At 67.0% G+C, this 15,641-nt stretch carries 16 protein-coding genes; 2 read left to right on the forward strand and 14 right to left on the reverse strand.

Annotated elements, in window-relative coordinates; all coding sequences use genetic code 11:
* Window positions 1–49 precede the first annotated feature (49 nt).
* The 9 genes from ACYYG1_RS01545 to ACYYG1_RS01585 form a co-directional block, all read right to left on the reverse strand.
* On the reverse strand, window positions 50–676 hold the full coding sequence (locus tag ACYYG1_RS01545) for a DUF3644 domain-containing protein (protein ID WP_461208513.1): 627 nt from the start codon (window positions 674–676) through the stop codon (window positions 50–52).
* A 17-nt stretch (window positions 677–693) separates the two neighbouring features.
* Window positions 694–1,281 (reverse strand): hypothetical protein, encoded by a 588-nt coding sequence (locus ACYYG1_RS01550; protein ID WP_461208514.1) that lies wholly within the window; start codon window positions 1,279–1,281, stop codon window positions 694–696.
* A gap of 185 nt (window positions 1,282–1,466) precedes the next feature.
* Window positions 1,467–2,354 (reverse strand): ATP phosphoribosyltransferase, encoded by an 888-nt coding sequence (gene hisG / locus ACYYG1_RS01555; RefSeq protein WP_461208515.1) that lies wholly within the window; start codon window positions 2,352–2,354, stop codon window positions 1,467–1,469.
* The gene (gene hisI, locus ACYYG1_RS01560; protein ID WP_461208516.1) at window positions 2,354–2,728 is read right to left on the reverse strand and encodes a phosphoribosyl-AMP cyclohydrolase; all 375 of its coding nucleotides are present in this window, start codon (window positions 2,726–2,728) and stop codon (window positions 2,354–2,356) included. Before hisI ends, hisG begins: the two co-directional genes overlap by 1 nt.
* A 20-nt stretch (window positions 2,729–2,748) precedes the next feature.
* Window positions 2,749–3,804, reverse strand: a complete 1,056-nt coding sequence (rlmN, locus tag ACYYG1_RS01565; protein ID WP_461208517.1) for a dual-specificity RNA methyltransferase RlmN — start codon at window positions 3,802–3,804, stop codon at window positions 2,749–2,751.
* Window positions 3,805–3,965: 161 nt separating this feature from the next.
* Entirely contained in the window at window positions 3,966–5,300 is a 1,335-nt protein-coding gene (locus ACYYG1_RS01570; protein ID WP_461208518.1) for an HDIG domain-containing metalloprotein, read from the reverse strand.
* An 83-nt stretch (window positions 5,301–5,383) separates the two neighbouring features.
* Window positions 5,384–6,652: a dihydroorotase gene (locus ACYYG1_RS01575; protein WP_461208519.1), complete on the reverse strand. Its 1,269-nt coding sequence runs from the start codon at window positions 6,650–6,652 to the stop codon at window positions 5,384–5,386.
* Window positions 6,639–7,589, reverse strand: a complete 951-nt coding sequence (locus ACYYG1_RS01580) for an aspartate carbamoyltransferase catalytic subunit (protein WP_461208520.1) — start codon at window positions 7,587–7,589, stop codon at window positions 6,639–6,641. The genes ACYYG1_RS01575 and ACYYG1_RS01580 overlap by 14 nt, the downstream gene beginning before the upstream one ends.
* Window positions 7,590–7,658: 69 nt before the next feature.
* Window positions 7,659–8,795, reverse strand: a complete 1,137-nt coding sequence (locus ACYYG1_RS01585; protein WP_461208521.1) for an amidohydrolase family protein — start codon at window positions 8,793–8,795, stop codon at window positions 7,659–7,661.
* Window positions 8,796–8,930: 135 nt separating this feature from the next.
* Here ACYYG1_RS01585 and ACYYG1_RS01590 point away from each other — a divergent pair, with 135 nt between their 5' ends.
* Complete coding sequence (locus tag ACYYG1_RS01590; protein ID WP_461208522.1) at window positions 8,931–9,716, forward strand: septal ring lytic transglycosylase RlpA family protein; 786 nt, start codon at window positions 8,931–8,933, stop codon at window positions 9,714–9,716.
* Here ACYYG1_RS01590 and ACYYG1_RS01595 read toward each other — a convergent pair.
* The gene (locus ACYYG1_RS01595; protein ID WP_461208523.1) at window positions 9,703–9,996 is read right to left on the reverse strand and encodes an integration host factor subunit alpha; all 294 of its coding nucleotides are present in this window, start codon (window positions 9,994–9,996) and stop codon (window positions 9,703–9,705) included. The two genes, ACYYG1_RS01590 and ACYYG1_RS01595, sit on opposite strands and share 14 nt — an antisense overlap.
* Before the next feature lie 394 nt (window positions 9,997–10,390).
* On the opposite strand from ACYYG1_RS01595, the gene ACYYG1_RS01600 reads away from it, so the two are divergent.
* A complete protein-coding gene (locus ACYYG1_RS01600) occupies window positions 10,391–11,362 on the forward strand; it encodes an elongator complex protein 3 (protein ID WP_461208524.1) in 972 nt (323 codons plus the stop codon).
* A gap of 104 nt (window positions 11,363–11,466) precedes the next feature.
* Here ACYYG1_RS01600 and ACYYG1_RS01605 read toward each other — a convergent pair whose 3' ends face one another.
* The 4 genes from ACYYG1_RS01605 to ACYYG1_RS01620 are packed head-to-tail and all read right to left on the reverse strand — an operon-like array spanning window position 11,467 to window position 15,617.
* A complete protein-coding gene (locus tag ACYYG1_RS01605; RefSeq protein WP_461208525.1) occupies window positions 11,467–12,387 on the reverse strand; it encodes an ABC transporter permease in 921 nt (306 codons plus the stop codon).
* Window positions 12,380–13,465: an ABC transporter permease gene (locus tag ACYYG1_RS01610; protein ID WP_461208526.1), complete on the reverse strand. Its 1,086-nt coding sequence runs from the start codon at window positions 13,463–13,465 to the stop codon at window positions 12,380–12,382. The genes ACYYG1_RS01605 and ACYYG1_RS01610 overlap by 8 nt, the downstream gene beginning before the upstream one ends.
* Complete coding sequence (locus ACYYG1_RS01615) at window positions 13,462–14,973, reverse strand: ABC transporter ATP-binding protein (RefSeq protein ID WP_461208527.1); 1,512 nt, start codon at window positions 14,971–14,973, stop codon at window positions 13,462–13,464. Before ACYYG1_RS01615 ends, ACYYG1_RS01610 begins: the two co-directional genes overlap by 4 nt.
* Entirely contained in the window at window positions 14,970–15,617 is a 648-nt protein-coding gene (locus tag ACYYG1_RS01620; RefSeq protein ID WP_461208528.1) for a phosphoribosyltransferase family protein, read from the reverse strand. The genes ACYYG1_RS01615 and ACYYG1_RS01620 overlap by 4 nt, the downstream gene beginning before the upstream one ends.
* Window positions 15,618–15,641 lie beyond the last annotated feature (24 nt).

Here is a 15,641-nt window from a genome sequence, read left to right on the forward strand (position 1 = left end):
AGGCGGCCGAGGCGGCCGCCTAGAAATCACCCCGCCAGGGGCGGCAGTGTCAGGTGAATACTATCTCTGTACAATTAGTCAAATTGTTGTCAAAGTTCATAATATATGATTTTAAACTCTTCGGAAGATCATCATGTTCTTCGAGAAGTTCTTTTTGCTCATCATTTATCGTCGAAAATTGGAGGCTAAATGATAGATGCTTTTCAATTCCGTGCTTATCACCAAAAAGAGATTTTATGTACTGGTTGTAGTTTAGACAGCAAGCTTGGAAGCGAGCACTGAGTACGTCATCAATTCTTGAGGTCATCTGATGCTCAATTTCGTGCCTCAATCCGATTAAAAATTTGAGATTATTTGTTGTGTCTTTATCAATGGGAGAGTTTCGATCATTCAAGCATCTTTCTAGTTCCCAATATCTGTATGCTCCGCTTTTTGTCTTGTCATAGATCTTTCGTGTTCCTTTTTGTTCGTAATAACAATAAATTGTTTTTTTAGAACGATAATGTGCGTGTAGGAGATATGTCCACGATATGATCATCAAGGCAACATAGCTCTCAGCCTTGAACGTGATGCTCGGGTTATTAAAAATTTGAACAGCAGCAAGAGCAGCTTCTCGTGATTTCTTGATGAGTTCGTCTTTGATGGATCCCCATTTTCGAATTCGTTTGCTTGTCATGTTTTTCTCAGGAATGTTTATCTTTCTATGTCGACATTCAGCGGTGGTCTCATCAATCCAATCGCCAAGTCTTCCAGATAGAATCTATTGGCAGCGTGCTGATCGCCATCAAGCAAAACGTAGGACAGTCCAATATTCTCAAGAATTAATGTTCTTGTATCTTCTGTGGTTTGAAAAAAATGCTCAATGCCAGCTCGTAGTTGACATGACGTGGTTGGTGGCTTGGCCTTTTCTGCTTTTTCTCCCAGGGGAAGTATGCGCTTCGCCCTCAGCATGAGATGTTGGCCGATTCTTTTGTTTATCCCCGAAGTGGTTTTGCCAACATATAATGGGATAGGGTAGCCTGCTTTTGTCCCAAGCCAATCATCGTCAAAGAGAAGCTTGACGGGCCGTTCTCTGGGGCCTTTTAAGACGATATTTCTGTTCCGCGTGCTGAACAGATCAAAGTTTCCTGTCCACCAGAAAGCATAAACTCCACTCTCTTTTGGTAATGAATTTTTGCTTAACTGTTTGTTTTTATAAACAATTTCCGCTAGCTTGAGGTGTTTTGTCCGACAGAGTTTTTCAAACCAGCGTCCAATCGTTCCACCATGAACTGAAGCCATAATTCACCTTTATATTGCTTGTAGTCACCATAGCCGCATACTCCGCTGTTGATAAAATGCCAAGGTCCGAAATAGAAAGGGCTGGATCTTTTGTTTCATCACGCCGGAGGCCACAAAAAAGCCCCCGCACCATCTGGTGCGGGGGCTGATATGCACTTGGTCTCGCGCCGCCAGGGCGCAGTCCCCTAGATCACCTTATTCAGCGAATACTCAATAATCGCCAGCGCGCCCTTGGCCCGCAGGCAGGGGATCAGGTCCCTGACCACCTTCTTGGGCACCACGATCTCGATGGACACCCAGTCGGAATCGTGCAGGTGCGCCACGGTGGGGGAGTTGGCCGAGGGCAGCTCATTCAGCACCACGTCCACCTTGTCCCCGGGCACGTTCATCTTCAGGGCCACCATGGACTCGGCGTCCAGGGCGCCGTTCAACAGCACGTCGATCTGCTCGATCTTCTTGCGCTTGAAGGGGTCCTTCATGGCCTCGTGGTTGGCGATGAGCCGGGTGTTGGTCTGCATCAGCTCGGCGATGATGCGCAGGCCGTGGGCCCGGATGGTGGTGCCGGTCTCCGTGACCTCCACGATGGCGTCGCACAGGCCCTCCACCACCTTGGCCTCGGTGGCGCCCCAGGAGTATTCCACCTCCACGGGGATGCCCGCGTCGGCGAAATAGCGCTTGGTGCAGCCCACCAGCTCGGTGGCGATCTTCTTGCCGGCCAGGTCCTCGGGGCGCTTGTACGGGGAGTCCCCGGCCACGGCCAGGACCCAGCGCGCCGGGCGGTTGGAGACCTTGGAGTAGATCAGGTCGCGCACCACGTGCACGTCGGACTGGTTCTCCATGATCCAGTCCTTGCCCGTCAGCCCCAGGTCCAGTGTGCCGTCGGCCACGTAGCGGGACATCTCCTGGGCGCGGCACATGGAGATCTTGAGATCCTTGTCGTCCACGTCCGGGAAATAGTTGCGGTGGTACTGGCGGATCTTCCAGCCCGCCTTTTCAAGGAGGGCCACGGTGGCGTCCTGCAGGGACCCCTTGGGAATGCCGAATTTGAGTTGTTTGCCGTTGCTGGTGGACATTATTTGTAGACCTCCTTGGGGTCGAAGACCAGGGGCGAGCACTGGCTCACCCCCCCGTCCTTGAGTTCGCGGTAGAAGCAGGAACGGTAGCCCTTGTGGCAGGCCGCCCCGCCGATCTGGTCGATCAGCAGGACCAGGGTGTCGTCGTCGCAGTCGATGCGGATGGCGCGCACCTTCTGGGTATGGCCGCTGGTGCCGCCCTTGTGCCAGAGCTCCTGGCGCGAGCGGCTCCAGTAGTGGGCCTCGCCCGTCTCCAGGGTCTTGTCCCAGGCCAGCTCGTTCATATAGGCCATCATCAGCACCTCGCCGGTCTCGGCGTCCTGGGCGATGGCCGGGACGAGGTCGTTCATTTTCTTGAAATCGGGTCGTATCATGGTCCTGTGTCCTTTGGGTTTCACTTCCCCGCGCCCGTCCCGCGGCTCTCGGCCTTGAGCTGGCCGCAGGCGGCGCTTATGTCCTGCCCCTTGCTGTGGCGGATGGTCGCCGTGAGGCCCTTGACGTGGAGCATGGTCTCGAAGGCCAGCATTTCGTCCGCGGTGGGGGCCTCGTAGGGGCTGCCGGGCCCCGGGTTGCAGGCGATGAGGTTCACCTTGGCCTTGCGCTGGCCGAGCAGCCGCACCAGTGCCTTGGCGTGCTCCGGGCGGTCGTTGACGCCCCTGAGCATGATGTATTCGTACGTGATGCGCTGCCGGGGCCGCAAGGGGTATCGGTCCAGGGCCTCCATGAGCTCGGGCAGCGGCGTCATGCGCGCGGCCTTGGGCATGATGGCCTCGCGCAGTTCCTGGGTCGGCGCATGCAACGAGACTGCGAGCATAGCCAGCCCGCTGTCTCCGAGCACCTCCAGTCCTTTTGGGATCCCCACCGTGGAGACGGTGACCCTGCGTGACGAAACATTCAGGCCCTTGTCGCTGCCAAGCGCCCCCAGGGCGCGCATCAACTCGTCCAAATTCAAGAGCGGCTCGCCCATGCCCATGATGACCAGGTTCTTGAGCTCCGCGCGGTCGCGGCCCTGGCGGCCCAGCCAGTCCCGGGCCACGAGCACCTGGCCCAGGATCTCGCCCATGGTCATGTTGCGCGCGAACCCCAGGCCCCCGGTGGAGCAGAAGGTGCAGCCCATGGCGCAGCCCACCTGGGTGGACATGCACAGGGTCAGGTGCGTGCGCTCGGGGATGAGCACCGTCTCCACCAGCTCGCCGTCGGCCAGGCGCAGGAGGAACTTCACGGTCTCGTCCCGGGACACGCGTTCCTCGGCCACCTCGGGCCAGCGGATCACGGCCGTCTCGGCCAGCTTGGCGCGCAGGTCCTTGGAGAGGTTGGTCATCTCGGAGAAATCGCGCGCGCCCTTCTGCCACAGCCATTGCCACAGCTGCTCGGCGCGGTAGGCGGGCTCCGAGAGCCCGGAGACGAACCGGACCAGTTCGTCCTGGGTCATGTCCAAAAGATTCTGCATGGGTGTTCCGGATCGCGGCCTGCCGCCAGCAGTATGCCGCGGGGATAAGCCGCCGCGGCGCAAACCCCCGGCTCGGGCAAAGCCCGTGCCGGGGGAGGCATGTGTTATCGCGTATCGGGCGGTTCGTAAAGTGCGCGCCCCTGGGGGGCCGCGCCCGACATTTACGTCAGGTTTTCGCGTTCCTTGTAGCGGATGGAGAATTCCACGGCCTCGGGCACGCTGGACACGTCGCCCCGGATCTGGGCCTGGAGCAGCGCGTCGCGGATGATGCCCACGGCCGGGCCGGGATGCAGGCCCGTGAAGTCCATGATCTCGCGGCCGTTCAAGAGCGGCTCGAGCATCTCCTCGGGGGTGTCCGTGCGCTCCATCATCTTCATGTTGTGGTTGAACTCGGTGTAGTTGCCGCCCCGGGCCTTGACTCCGGCGCGCTCCATCTCGATGAGCCTGGGGTATTCCTCAAGGGCCTTGAAGCGGCGGATGCCCTTGTCCGTGAGCATGAAGCCGAAGCGCTTGTGGTTGCGCGTCATGTGGCAGACCAGATCGGTGTCCACGGGGTCGAAGCGCATGCGGTGCATGATCTTGCGGGCCACCTTGGCCCCCACCCTGTGGTGCTGGTAGAAGGTGGTCCGGTCGTCGAAGGTCTCCACGGTGAAGAGCTTGCCCACGTCGTGGAACATGCAGGCCAGGGTGCCGATCCAGTCGTAGGGGCGCTCTTCCGGATAGTAGCGCATCACGTTCAGGGTGTGCTCGAAGACAGTCTCCTCCTCGCCGTTCTCCTCTTCGTTCTTCAGCTGTTTGACGCGCGACAGGGCGGCGATCTCGGGGATCAGGCCGTGCAGAAGCATGGAGTCGAAGAGCAGCTGCACGAACTTGTGCATGTTCTCGGCCTCCACCATGCGCCACTCGTCCATGATGTCCGTCACGGACACGTAGTCCAGGATGCGCTGGGAGTTGCGCACGATGGCCACCCAGGAGTTGGCCTCGATGGGAAAGTCGAAATTGGCGGCGAAGCGCAGGGCGCGCACCCCGCGCAGGTAGTCGTGGCGCAGGGTATCGTCGGGGAAGCCCTTGAACTTGATCTCGCCGGCGTCCAGGTCCTCGAAGCCCTTGTAGCGGTCCTCGCTCTCGGGGACGTAGGGGCAGGCCAGGTTGGCCGGGATCTCGCCCGTGCCCTCCAGCTTGCGCATCAGCCGGGGGGTGATGCGCGAGACGCATTCCTCGGGGTGCGAGCCGTCCTCGATATCCGTGGGGTAGAAGTGGAACAGCACGCCGCCCTCGTTGAGCTTGGCGATGGCCATGTGTTCCTTGGAGAACTCCACGGCCGGGAAGAGCTTGTCCAGGCCCTTGAAGTCCATGTCCGTGGCGATGTCCAGTTCCGTGGTGCCCTTGCCGTCCATGGCCGCCTTCTGCATGCGCGCATTGACCACGTAGGCGTCGTAGCCGTTGCGCATGATGGTCTTGCAGATGCCGACGGCTTCTTTGTAGGGGTCGCTCATGTATGTCTTCTCCGTGGGCGGTTCGTTGTCCGGTGGTTCCTGTCCCTGAAGCTGGCTGAATATAGGGGCGTGCGGGGGCCGCGTCAAACGATTCGCCTGCCGTCCACGAACAGGGCGCTGACCCTGCCGGGCATGGTGCGGCCCATGAAGGGCGTGTTCTTCCCCTTGGAGTACATGGCCTCGGGGCGCACCTCCCAGGCGGCGGCGGGGTCGTAGAGCACGAAATCCGCGCTGTCACCGGGCTCGAAGGAGCAGTGGGGCAGGCCGAAGATCTCCGCCGGGCGCGAGCACCAGGCGCGCATCACCGTGTCCAGGTCCAGCACGCCCTCGTCCACTAGGCCCATGGTCAGGGACAGGGCCGTGTCCAGGCCGGAGATGCCGCAGGGTGCCTCGGCGAAGGGCACTTCCTTTTCGTGGGCCGCGTGGGGCGCGTGGTCCGTGATCAGGATGTCGATGACGCCCTCGCGCAGGGCCTGGCGCACGGCCTCGACGTCGTCCTTGGTGCGTAGGGGCGGGTTGACCTTGGCCGCCGTGTCGTAGCCCGTCACGGCCTCCTCGGTGAGCAGCAGGTAGTGGGGGCAGGTCTCGGCGGTCACGGGCACGCCCCGGCCCTTGGCCCAGGCCAGGAGCTCCACGGCCTGGCGGCAGGAGACGTGGGCGATGTGCATGGGCATGTCCAGGTACTCGGCCAGGAGGATGTCCCGGGCCACTTGGATGGCCTCGCCCGCCGTGGGCTGGCCCTTGAGGCCCAGGCCCAGGCTGACCCGGCCCTCGTTGACCCCGGCGGCCGGGGCCATGTGCGGGTCCTCGCAGTGGTCCACGACCACCAGGGAGAAGTCGCGGGCGTATTCCACGGCCCGGCGCATGAGTTCGGTGCTCTTCATGGGCAGGCCGTCGTTGGACGCGGCCGCGCAACCGGCCCGGCGCATCTCGCCCATGTCGGCCAGCTCCTGGCCCTTGAGGCCCTTGGTCAGCCCGGCGATGGGGAACAGGCGCGGCCCGTGGGGCCAGGCGGCCCGGGCCTTGTCCAGCATCTGCTCGGTGACCGCGGCGCAGTCGTTCACCGGCGTGGTGTTGGCCATGCACATGATGTTGGCGAACCCGCCGTGGGCGGCGGCGGCCAGGCCCGAGGCGATGTCCTCCTTCCATTCGAAGCCCGGCTCGCGCAGGTGCACGTGGGCGTCGGTGAGCGCGGGCAGGAGCAGCGCGCCCGAGGCGGGCACGCTCTCGGCGCCCGCGTAGGTGTAGTTGCCCGTGGGCCGCAGCTCCAGGACCTTGCCCTCCTTGAGCAGCAGATCCATCTTCCGGCCCTTGTACAGGGCCCCGCGGATCACGCAATCAGGACTGGACATGCTCGCCTCCCTGGTCTTTTCGCGTCAGCAGCAGGAACAACAGGGCCATGCGCACGGCTACGCCCGCCTCCACCTGGTTCAGGATCAGGCTGTCGCCCGCGTCCACAAGGTCCGAGGAAATTTCGATGCCCCGGTTCACCGGCCCCGGGTGCAGGATCACCGCCCCCTCGTTGGCCCTGAGCATGTGGCGCCGGGCCAGACCGAAGAAGGCGGCGTATTCGCGCTGGCTGGACAGGAGCCCATCCTGCTGGCGCTCCAGCTGCAGGCGCAGGCACATCACCGCGTCCACGCCGCGCACGGCCTCGTACAGGTCGTGGAAGACCTCCGCGTCCCAGGTTTCCACGCAGCGCGGCAGGAGCGTCCTGGGCCCGCATACGCGCACCTTGACGCCCAGGCGCGTGAGCAGGTTCACGTTGGAGCGCGCCACGCGGCTGTGGGCGATGTCCCCCAGGATGAGCAGGGTCTTGCCCGCGAATTCACCGTTCCAGGCCCGACGCAGGGAAAAGCCGTCCAAGAGCGCCTGGGTGGGGTGGGCGTGCCAGCCGTCCCCCGCGTTGATCACCGAGCAGTCCAGGCGCTCGGCGATGAACTGCGAGGCCCCGCTGTGCCCATGGCGCAGCACGATGACGTCGGGGTTCATGGCCTGCAGGGTCAGCGCCGTGTCCTTGAGGCTTTCGCCCTTGGTCAGGCTGCTGGAGGATTTGGCCAGGGAGAACGTGTCCGCGGACAGGCGTTTGCCCGCCATGTCGAAGGAGGTCTTGGTCCTGGTGCTGGGCTCGGCGAAAAACAGGACCACGCTGCGGCCCTTGAGCGTGGGCACCTTCTTGATGGGCCGGCGGTTGATTTCCAGAAACGAGTCCGCAGTCTCGAACACTCGTTCGACGTCGGCCGTGGAGAGGTCGCTGACGTCGAGCAAGTCCTTGTGTGTCCACTGCATACACACCCTCTTGGGAGTTGTCTGATGAAACGAAGGCCCGGTGGCGGGGCCGGATTCGCGGGGGCGGACCTACAGCAATCGCCCCAACTCGTCCGGAACTATGCTGTACCCTGCAACCTTGCCGGATTCAAGTGTTCCGTGCGTGTTTTCCAGGCCCAGGATCCGCGCCGGGGAGAGGGTCAGCCAACTGAGGGCCTCCATGGCCGAGACCGCGCCTTCCGAGGCCCGGACCACGGCCAGGGCCTCGTTGCGGACGTCCAGGTCCGTGTTGGATGAGAGGCTGTCCGTGCCCAGGCAGAGGGGGATTCCCGCGTCCCGCAGGGCCTCCCAGGGCGCGCGGCCCACGCCGATGTAATCGTTGGAGCGCGGGCAGAGGCATACGGCCGCGCCGCTTTTCGCCAGGGTGTCCACGTCCCCGTCCGCCAGCTGCACGCAATGCACGGCCAGGGTTCCCGGGCCCAGGAGGCCCAGGTCCCGGGCGTGGGCCACGGGCGAGCACCCGGGGGCCAGGAAATCCTCGGGCAGGACGCGCTGGCGCAGGAGGTCGGCGAACTCCCCGCCCCCGTGGGCCAGGAGCTCCACCTCGCCCCGGTGCTCGGCCAGGTGCAGGGGGAAGATGCGCCCCCGTTCACGACACCAGGCCCGGGCCGCGCGCAGGGTGCCCGCGTCCGTGGAGTACAGGGCGTGGCCCGCTGCGCTGACGCGCTCCCACTGGGCCGGGGTCAGGTTCGCGGTGTCCGGGGGCCAGGCCAGGTCCCCGCCCCGGCGGTGGCCGAAGAATTCCACGCCCAGCACGTAGCCCAGCCCGGCGCGGTCCAGGGCCCCGGCGACCAGGGCCGGGTTGCGGTCCCCGATGTCCGCGACCCAGGCCGTGCCGCAGGCCGCGAGGCCGCCCACGGCGGCGTCCAGGGACGCGGCGTCCAGGCCGCTCGCGGGCAGGGCCAGGAGGCTTTTGACCCAGGCGGTGAAGCCCCGCCCGGCCACGGTGCGCCCGAGCAGGTGCGAGAGCTCCAGGTGCGCGTGCATGTTGAGCACGCCCGCGCACACGGCCACGGGCCCCAGGTCCTCTACCGGGCCGGAGTATGCACGGCGCTCCTCGCGCCACGGCCCGCAGGCGGCCACGCGGCCGCGGTCAAAGACCACCAGCCCGTCCTCCAGGACCCGACCCGGAGCCTGGACCACCGTTTTCGCGCGTATCGCCCGCATGGGGCGCAGGATAGCCCGTTGCGCCCGCCGGGGGAAGGGGCGGGTTCGCGGCCCGGCCGCCGGGGGCGGACTCCCGGCCTTGCGCCGGGCCCGGGGCATCGTGTACTGGAAGGCGAAGCAAAGGAGCCGAAGAACATGGAAGATTGGCGTCGACGCGGGCTGGGGCTGTTGTGCTGCATCCTGCTCCTGGCCCTGGCCCTCTCGGGCTGCGGCCGCAAGATCGTTCCCACGCGGCCGGACGGGGCCGCGCGGCCGTCCACCCAGACCCCGACCACCGCGGGCCCAGCGCCCAAGGGGACCTTCAAGCCCTACACCGTGTCGGGCCGGACCTACTATCCCCTGGCCACGTCCGACGGCTACGTGGAGCGGGGCGTGGCCTCGTGGTACGGCCCGGACTTCCACGGCCGCAAGACCGCCAACGGCGAGACCTACGACATGCACGCCATGACCTGCGCGCACAAGGTCCTGCCCATGAACACCTACGTGCGCGTGACCAACGAGGCCAACGGCCGCGTGGCCACGCTGAGGGTCAACGACCGGGGGCCCTTCGTGGCCAACCGCATCGTGGATCTGTCCCGGGCCGGGGCCCAAGCCCTGGACATGCTGGGGCCGGGCACGGCCCAGGTGCGCCTGGAGGCCGTGGGCGTGGCCGGAAGCAAGCCCGTGTCGGTGGCCCGGGCCGTGGCCCAGAGCCTGTTCTACGTGCAGGTGGGATCGTTCACCGAGCGCGCCAATGCGGAGCGGATGCAGGAGTCGTTGCGCGCGGCGGGCTATGTCCAGACGCGCGTGGAAAGGGCGCAGGTGAAGGGCAGGACGTTCTGGCGTGTGCAGGCGGGCGCGTTCAGGGGCATGGACCGCGCGAACAAGGCCCATGCCGCACTGAAGCGCGAATATCCAAGATCGTTTCTTATTGCGGATTGAGTTCCGCGCGGAACTTCCGCGAGAGCCGGAACACGACCACCTTGCGCGGGGGCAGGGTGATGGTGTCGTTGGTCTGCGGATTGCGTCCCTTGCGGGCCTTCTTGTCATAGGCTTCGAACTTGCCGAAGCCGCTGATGAGCAGTGAATGGTCCTTTTTCACGGCCTGCTTCATGATTTCCAGCAGGTCCTCGACCTGCGCCTTGACTTCGGCGCGGTTGCGTTCGGACTTTTCGTAGATGCTGTCCACGATGTCAGCTTTGGTCAGGGTCTTCCCAGCCATGTTGTCCTCCGTCTTCCCCTCGGATAGTCCCGCTCCGAACAGCCGGAGCGGCATTGTTCCCCTCGAAGTTGTCGTGTCGGCGCTCCGGGAGCGCTAGCGCATCCGCGCCCCGGGCACGGGAAATGCTCTCCCCGATTGATCTTGCAAAAAGCGCAATCGGTTGCCACCATCATACGGCGACGCGCAAAAAACGCCGCGTGTTCGTCCTTGGCAGCGCCAAGGGGCCTCTTGCATGAAACATTATTACCTAACGTTTCTTTTTTTATCAAGTATTTTGCATTCGATTCGACAAATATCCCCTCCGGGGCCACCTATGTCCCCCGCAAGCGGCGGGGGGCAAGGGTTTCCGCATCCCGCGCCCGAGGTCGGACGGCCCCGCATCAGGCCGTGTTTCTTGCCTTTTGCGGGCTGCGTCGCCCGCTGTACGTTCTGCAACCAGCATGCCGTCACCGGCCGGGGCCCGGAATCACTGGACGTGGAGCTCGCGGCCCTCGCCAAGGCCCTGGAAGAGGATTCCAGGGTCATGGAACTGGCGTTTTTCGGCGGCACCTTCACGGCCCTGCCCCTGCCCTGGATGGATCGCTTCCTGGAACTGGCCGAGGCGCACAGGGCGCGCGGCACGGTGTCCCGCGTGCGCTGCTCCACCCGGCCCGACGCCCTGGGGCCGGAGGTCCTGGAGCGGCTCCGGGCGCGCGGCCTGGACATGGTGGAGCTGGGGATACAGAGTTTTGACGACCGCGCCCTGGCGGCCGTGCGCCGGGGCTACGGCGGCCAGGCGGCCCGGGAGGGCTGCCTGCGCGTGCGCGGGGCCGGATTCGCCCTGGGGGTGCAGCTGATGCCCGGGCTGCCCGGCCAGGACCGCGCGGCCTTCGAGCGCGACGTGGAAACGGCCATCGGCCTGGAGCCGGAATGCGTGCGCCTGTACCCCTGCATGGTGCTGCGGGACACGGCCCTGGCCCGGGACTGGGAGCGCGGGGCCTATGCGCCTTGGCCCCTGGAGCAGACCGTTCAGGCCGTGGGCTGGGCCCTGGAACGGTTCTGGGCTGCGGGCGTCGCCGTGATCCGCGTGGGCCTGCCCGCCGAGCCGGGGCTCGCGGAGCACGTCCTGGCCGGGCCCGCGCACCCGGCCCTGGGCCAGCTGGCGCGCTCCGAGGCCCTGTTCCTGCACCTGCGGGGCAGGCTGGAGGCGCTGGACGCGGCGCCTCGGGGCCTGGCCGCGCCGCAGCGTTGGCGCTCGGACGTCCTGGGCCACGCCCGCTCCATGCTGCCGCGCTACGCGGCCCTGGGCCTGCCCGAGGAGCGCATCCGCTTCCACGACGGTGAATTGTTCTGGTTCGATTCCCCGCAGGGCGTTCCAAAGGTGTGAGATGCGAGGAAGCGGAACAATCCAGGACGCGTGATGTACCGGGCGTACATGAACGGTCTGGATTGTTTCGCTGACGAAGCAGATTGCCCCTTTGGGGCGGGCTGCTAGAGGCGGCGGAAGGACCGGCCTAGATCTTGAGGCGCGCCGCCGCTCCTGGAACCCTTGCGGCGCACCAGGACCAGCACCGCGATGGTCAGCACGTAGGGCAGCATCTTCAGCACCCAGGCGGGCACGAATTCCACGCCCCCGGCTTCGAAATGCCATTGCAGGGCCGCCAGGGCCCCGAAGAGCAGCGCGCCCAGGGCCGCCCGGCCCGGCCGCCAGCCCGAGAAGATGACCATGGCCACGGCGATCCAGCCCTGGCCCATGGTCATGCCGTCCTTCCAGCCCGGGGTGTAGGCCAGGGACAGGTAGCAGCCCCCCAGCCCGGCCAAGAGCCCGCCCAGGAGCACGCAGCACCAGCGCGTCAGCGGCACGTTCACGCCCATGGCGTCGGCCGCGGCCGCGTCCTCGCCCACGGCGCGCACCTTGAGCCCGATGGACGTCCTGAACAGCACCCAGGCGGCCGCGGGCACCAGCACGTAGCCCGCGTAGGCCAGGGCGTTCTGGCGGAAGAGCACGTCGCCCAGCACGGGGATGTCCGAGAGCCCGGGAACGGCCGAGAGGTTGAAGCGCACCCCGCGCACGCCGATGAGCGGCCGCCCCAGGAACCCGGCCAGCCCGCCGCCCAGGATGGTGATGGCCAGGCCCGAGAGGGTCTGGTCCGCGCCCAGGGTGATGGCGAAGAATCCGTGCACGGCGGCCAGGGCCGCCCCGGCCAGCATGCCGCAGCCTGCGGCCAGCCAGGGGTCGCCCCAGGCCGTGCCCGCGGCCGCGCCCACCATGGCCCCGAAGAGCATCATGCCCTCCACGCCCAGGTTCAGGACCCCGGAGCGCTCGGCCAGGACCTCGCCCACGGCCGCGAAGAGCACTGCCATGGAGGACTTCACCGCGATGGTGGCGATGAACAGCAGGTCCTCAAGCATCGCCGCCCTCCGCCGCGTCTTCTTGCCCGCGCACCACCGTGAAGCGGGTCAGGGCCTCGGCGGCCAAGAGCCCCAGGAGCAGCGCGCCTTCCAGGACCATGCCGATGGACGCGGGCAGCTGCATCACGGACTGCAACCTGTCCGCGCCGATGAGGAAGGCCCCCAGGACCAGGGCGTAGACCGGCACCAGCAGCGGCTTCAGCCCCGCCAGGCAGGCCACGATGATGCCGTCGTACCCGTAGCCCGGGTTCACGCCCTCGCGGATCACGTAGTGGATGCCGCAGACCTCGCCCACCCCGGCCAGCCCGGCCAGGGCCCCGGCCAGGGCCAGGACCGCGAAGGTCAGCCGCCCGGCGCCCAGGCCCGCGTGGCGCGCGGCCCGGGGACTGTGCCCGGCCACGCGCACGGCCAGGCCCCATTTGGTGCGCGTCAAGAGCACGTGCAGCGCCGCCGGGGCCAGCACGGCCAGGGCCGCTCCCAGGTGCAGGCGGGTCCGGCCCAGGCGGGGCAGCCAGGCGGACTCCGGGAAGATGGGCGTGCCCGGGAAGCCGAAGGCCATGGGGTCGCGCCAGGGCCCGAAATAGAGGTGTTCCATGAAGATGATGGCCACGTAGTTCAGCAGCAGGGTGGAGAGGATCTCGCTGACCCCGAAGCGCACCTTGAGCGCCGCCGGGACGGCCGCCCACGCGGCCCCGGCCAGGGCCCCGCAGACCAGGCAGGCGGGCAGCACCAGGGGCGCGGGCAGGTGCGGCGCGGCGTACAGGGCGGCCCAGCCCGCGCCGATGACCCCCCACACGAACTGGCCCTCGGCCCCGATGTTCCAGAGCAGCATGGTGGCGGCCAGGGCCACGGACAGGCCCGTGAGGGTCAGGGGCACGGCCTTCACCGCCACCTCGGCCAGCCCGCCCAGGCTGCCCAGGGCGCCCGAGGCCATGGTCGCGTAGGCCGTGAGCGGATTCACGCCCTGGCCGAGGAAGACCACGGCCCCGGTGAGCAGGGCCAGGAACAGGGCCAGCAGCCCCGTGACCAGGCCCTTGTGCGGCAGGGGCCGCGTGCGGCGGACGATGCGCAGGCTCATGCCGCGTCGCCCCCGGCCATGAGCAGGCCCACCCGGCCCACGGCGTCGGCGTTCAGGGCGTCCACCACCTCCAGGATGCGGCCCCGGAACATGACCGCGATGCGGTCGGCCAGGGACAGGACCTCCTTGAGGTCGCCGGAGATCAGGAGCACGGCCGAGCGCTCGCGCTGGCGGATGAGGGCGGCCCAGATGTCCTCGGTGGCCGCGATGTCCAGGCCCTGGGTGGGCTGTTCGGCCACGAACAGGTCCGGGTCCCGGGCCAGCTCCCGGGCCAGGATGAGCTTCTGCAGGTTGCCGCCGGACAGGCTGCCCGCCAGGGCGTCGGGGCCCGTGGCGCGGATGGAGAATCGGTCGATGGCCCGCGCGGCCTCGCCGCGCATGGACGCCGGGTCCAGCCAGGGGCCCGGGCCCGCCGCGTCCATGCGCGTGAGCACGGCGTTCTCGGCCAGGGTCATGCCGCCCACGCTGCCCTGCTCGTGCCTGTCCTCGGGCACGTGGGCGATGCGGGGGTGTCCGCGCCAGCGGCGCGCCTCGGATGTCCGGCCCAGGAAGGACACGGTCCCGGCCTCGGGCCGCCCGGCGTCGGAGGTGCCGGTGAGGGCCGCAGCCAGGGCGGACTGTCCGTTGCCCGCCACGCCGATGAGGCCCACGATCTCGCCCCGGCGCAGGGTCAGGTCCACGTCCGCGAAGCCCGCGCTGCCGAAGCGGCCGGAGCCGCTGAAATTCGTGAGCTCCAGCACGGTCTCGCCGGGTTCGATCGCGGGCTTGTCCACGGCCAGCACGAACTCCCGGCCGACCATCAGCCGGGCCAGCTCGCGGCGGCTGGGCAGGTCCCCCGGGGCCAGATGGGCGATCATCCTGCCCCGGCGCAGGATGGCGATGCGGTCCGCGGCGCTGAGCACCTCCTCCAGCTTGTGGGTGATGAAGACCACCCCGCGCCCGCTCTCGCGCAGGCGGCGGAAGATCTCGAACAGGGCCTCGGCCTCGGGCTGGCTGAGCACGGCCGTGGGCTCGTCGAAGACCAGGACCTCGGCGTCCTGCACCAGGAGCTTGAGGATTTCGGCCAGCTGGCGCTCGCCCATGGAAAGGGAGGCCACGGCCCGCGCCGGGTCCACGCCCAGGCCGTAGCGCGCGGACAGCTCGGCCATGCGCCGGTCCGTCTGGCGCGCGGACAGGCCGCAGGCCCCGGCGGACAGGCGGATGTTCTCGGCCACGGTGAGCCGCTCCACGAGCATGAAGCGCTGGTAGACCATGCCCACGCCCAGGCGCATGGCGTCGGCCGGGCAGCCCAGGCGCACGGGCCGGCCTTTGATGCTGATCTGGCCCGCGTCGGGGCGGTAGCGCCCGGCGAGCATGGACATCAGCGTGGACTTGCCCGCGCCGTTTTCGCCCAGCACGGCCAGCACCTGCCCGGGAAACACATCCAGGGAGATGTCCTGGTTGGCTGCGACCTCGCCGAAACGCTTGGTCAGGCCCCGGCAGGAAAGCAGTGGGGCTTGCTCCGTCATCCGGCCACGCGCCCGGGCTGCGGCAGGGTGGCCAGGGAATAGAGCGGCGCGGGCAAGAGCGGATGGCTGTCCCCCTCCTGGGCCACGCAGTAGATGCCGCGGATCTCCGGCGCGGCCACGCCCTTTTGGCGCGCCACCTCCTCCATGAGGTCGGCCAGGCCCAGGATGGTGCCGCCCGTGGAGACCACGTCGTCGATGAGGATCACGCCCCGGGCCTCGGCCAGGAGGTTCAGGTCCCGCTCGTACACGGCCAGGAACTTGCCGCCGCTGGTGATGGAGTCCGTGCCCACCTGGATCACGGGCCTGCGCTCGGCCTCCATGTGCGGCTTGATGCGGTTGTAGGCCACGGCCACGGCGTCCAGGCCCAGGTCCTGGGCCACCACCTGGGTCAGCTGCAAGGCCTTTTCCACCACCGTGAGGATGGCGATGCCCGCCAGGTCGCCCAGGGTCTGCCTGATCTGCGCGGCCATGAGCAGGCCCAGGTCGCGGTTCAGGCGGATCTGGCCCACCAGGTTGAAGGAGGCGATGGTCACCGGCCCGCCGGACGAGGCCAGGGTGACGTAGGGAATTTCGATCTCGTAGGGCAGGCCCGGCACCGCAAGGCGGTGCTTCGCGCCGGATTCGCGCGCGCCGAGGACGTCCATTGTCTTGCTCCGGGAAAAAGGAAG

Source organism: Desulfocurvus sp. DL1XJH-121, assembly GCF_054819825.1.

Excerpts from the sequence above, each read along its gene's own strand:
- ACYYG1_RS01570 (WP_461208518.1), bottom strand. The coding sequence starts at position 5,300 with ATGAGCGACCCCTACAAAGAAGCCGTCGGCATCTGCAAGACCATCATG.
- ACYYG1_RS01620 (WP_461208528.1), bottom strand. The coding sequence starts at position 15,617 with ATGGACGTCCTCGGCGCGCGCGAATCCGGCGCGAAGCACCGCCTTGCG.
- ACYYG1_RS01590 (WP_461208522.1), top strand. The coding sequence starts at position 8,931 with ATGGAAGATTGGCGTCGACGCGGGCTGGGGCTGTTGTGCTGCATCCTG.
- rlmN (WP_461208517.1), bottom strand. The coding sequence starts at position 3,804 with ATGCAGAATCTTTTGGACATGACCCAGGACGAACTGGTCCGGTTCGTC.
- ACYYG1_RS01545 (WP_461208513.1), bottom strand. The coding sequence starts at position 676 with ATGACAAGCAAACGAATTCGAAAATGGGGATCCATCAAAGACGAACTC.
- ACYYG1_RS01595 (WP_461208523.1), bottom strand. The coding sequence starts at position 9,996 with ATGGCTGGGAAGACCCTGACCAAAGCTGACATCGTGGACAGCATCTAC.
- ACYYG1_RS01615 (WP_461208527.1), bottom strand. The coding sequence starts at position 14,973 with ATGACGGAGCAAGCCCCACTGCTTTCCTGCCGGGGCCTGACCAAGCGT.
- ACYYG1_RS01580 (WP_461208520.1), bottom strand. The coding sequence starts at position 7,589 with ATGCAGTGGACACACAAGGACTTGCTCGACGTCAGCGACCTCTCCACG.
- ACYYG1_RS01610 (WP_461208526.1), bottom strand. The coding sequence starts at position 13,465 with ATGAGCCTGCGCATCGTCCGCCGCACGCGGCCCCTGCCGCACAAGGGC.
- ACYYG1_RS01585 (WP_461208521.1), bottom strand. The coding sequence starts at position 8,795 with ATGCGGGCGATACGCGCGAAAACGGTGGTCCAGGCTCCGGGTCGGGTC.
- ACYYG1_RS01605 (WP_461208525.1), bottom strand. The coding sequence starts at position 12,387 with ATGCTTGAGGACCTGCTGTTCATCGCCACCATCGCGGTGAAGTCCTCC.
- ACYYG1_RS01575 (WP_461208519.1), bottom strand. The coding sequence starts at position 6,652 with ATGTCCAGTCCTGATTGCGTGATCCGCGGGGCCCTGTACAAGGGCCGG.
- ACYYG1_RS01550 (WP_461208514.1), bottom strand. The coding sequence starts at position 1,281 with ATGGCTTCAGTTCATGGTGGAACGATTGGACGCTGGTTTGAAAAACTC.
- hisG (WP_461208515.1), bottom strand. The coding sequence starts at position 2,354 with ATGTCCACCAGCAACGGCAAACAACTCAAATTCGGCATTCCCAAGGGG.
- hisI (WP_461208516.1), bottom strand. The coding sequence starts at position 2,728 with ATGATACGACCCGATTTCAAGAAAATGAACGACCTCGTCCCGGCCATC.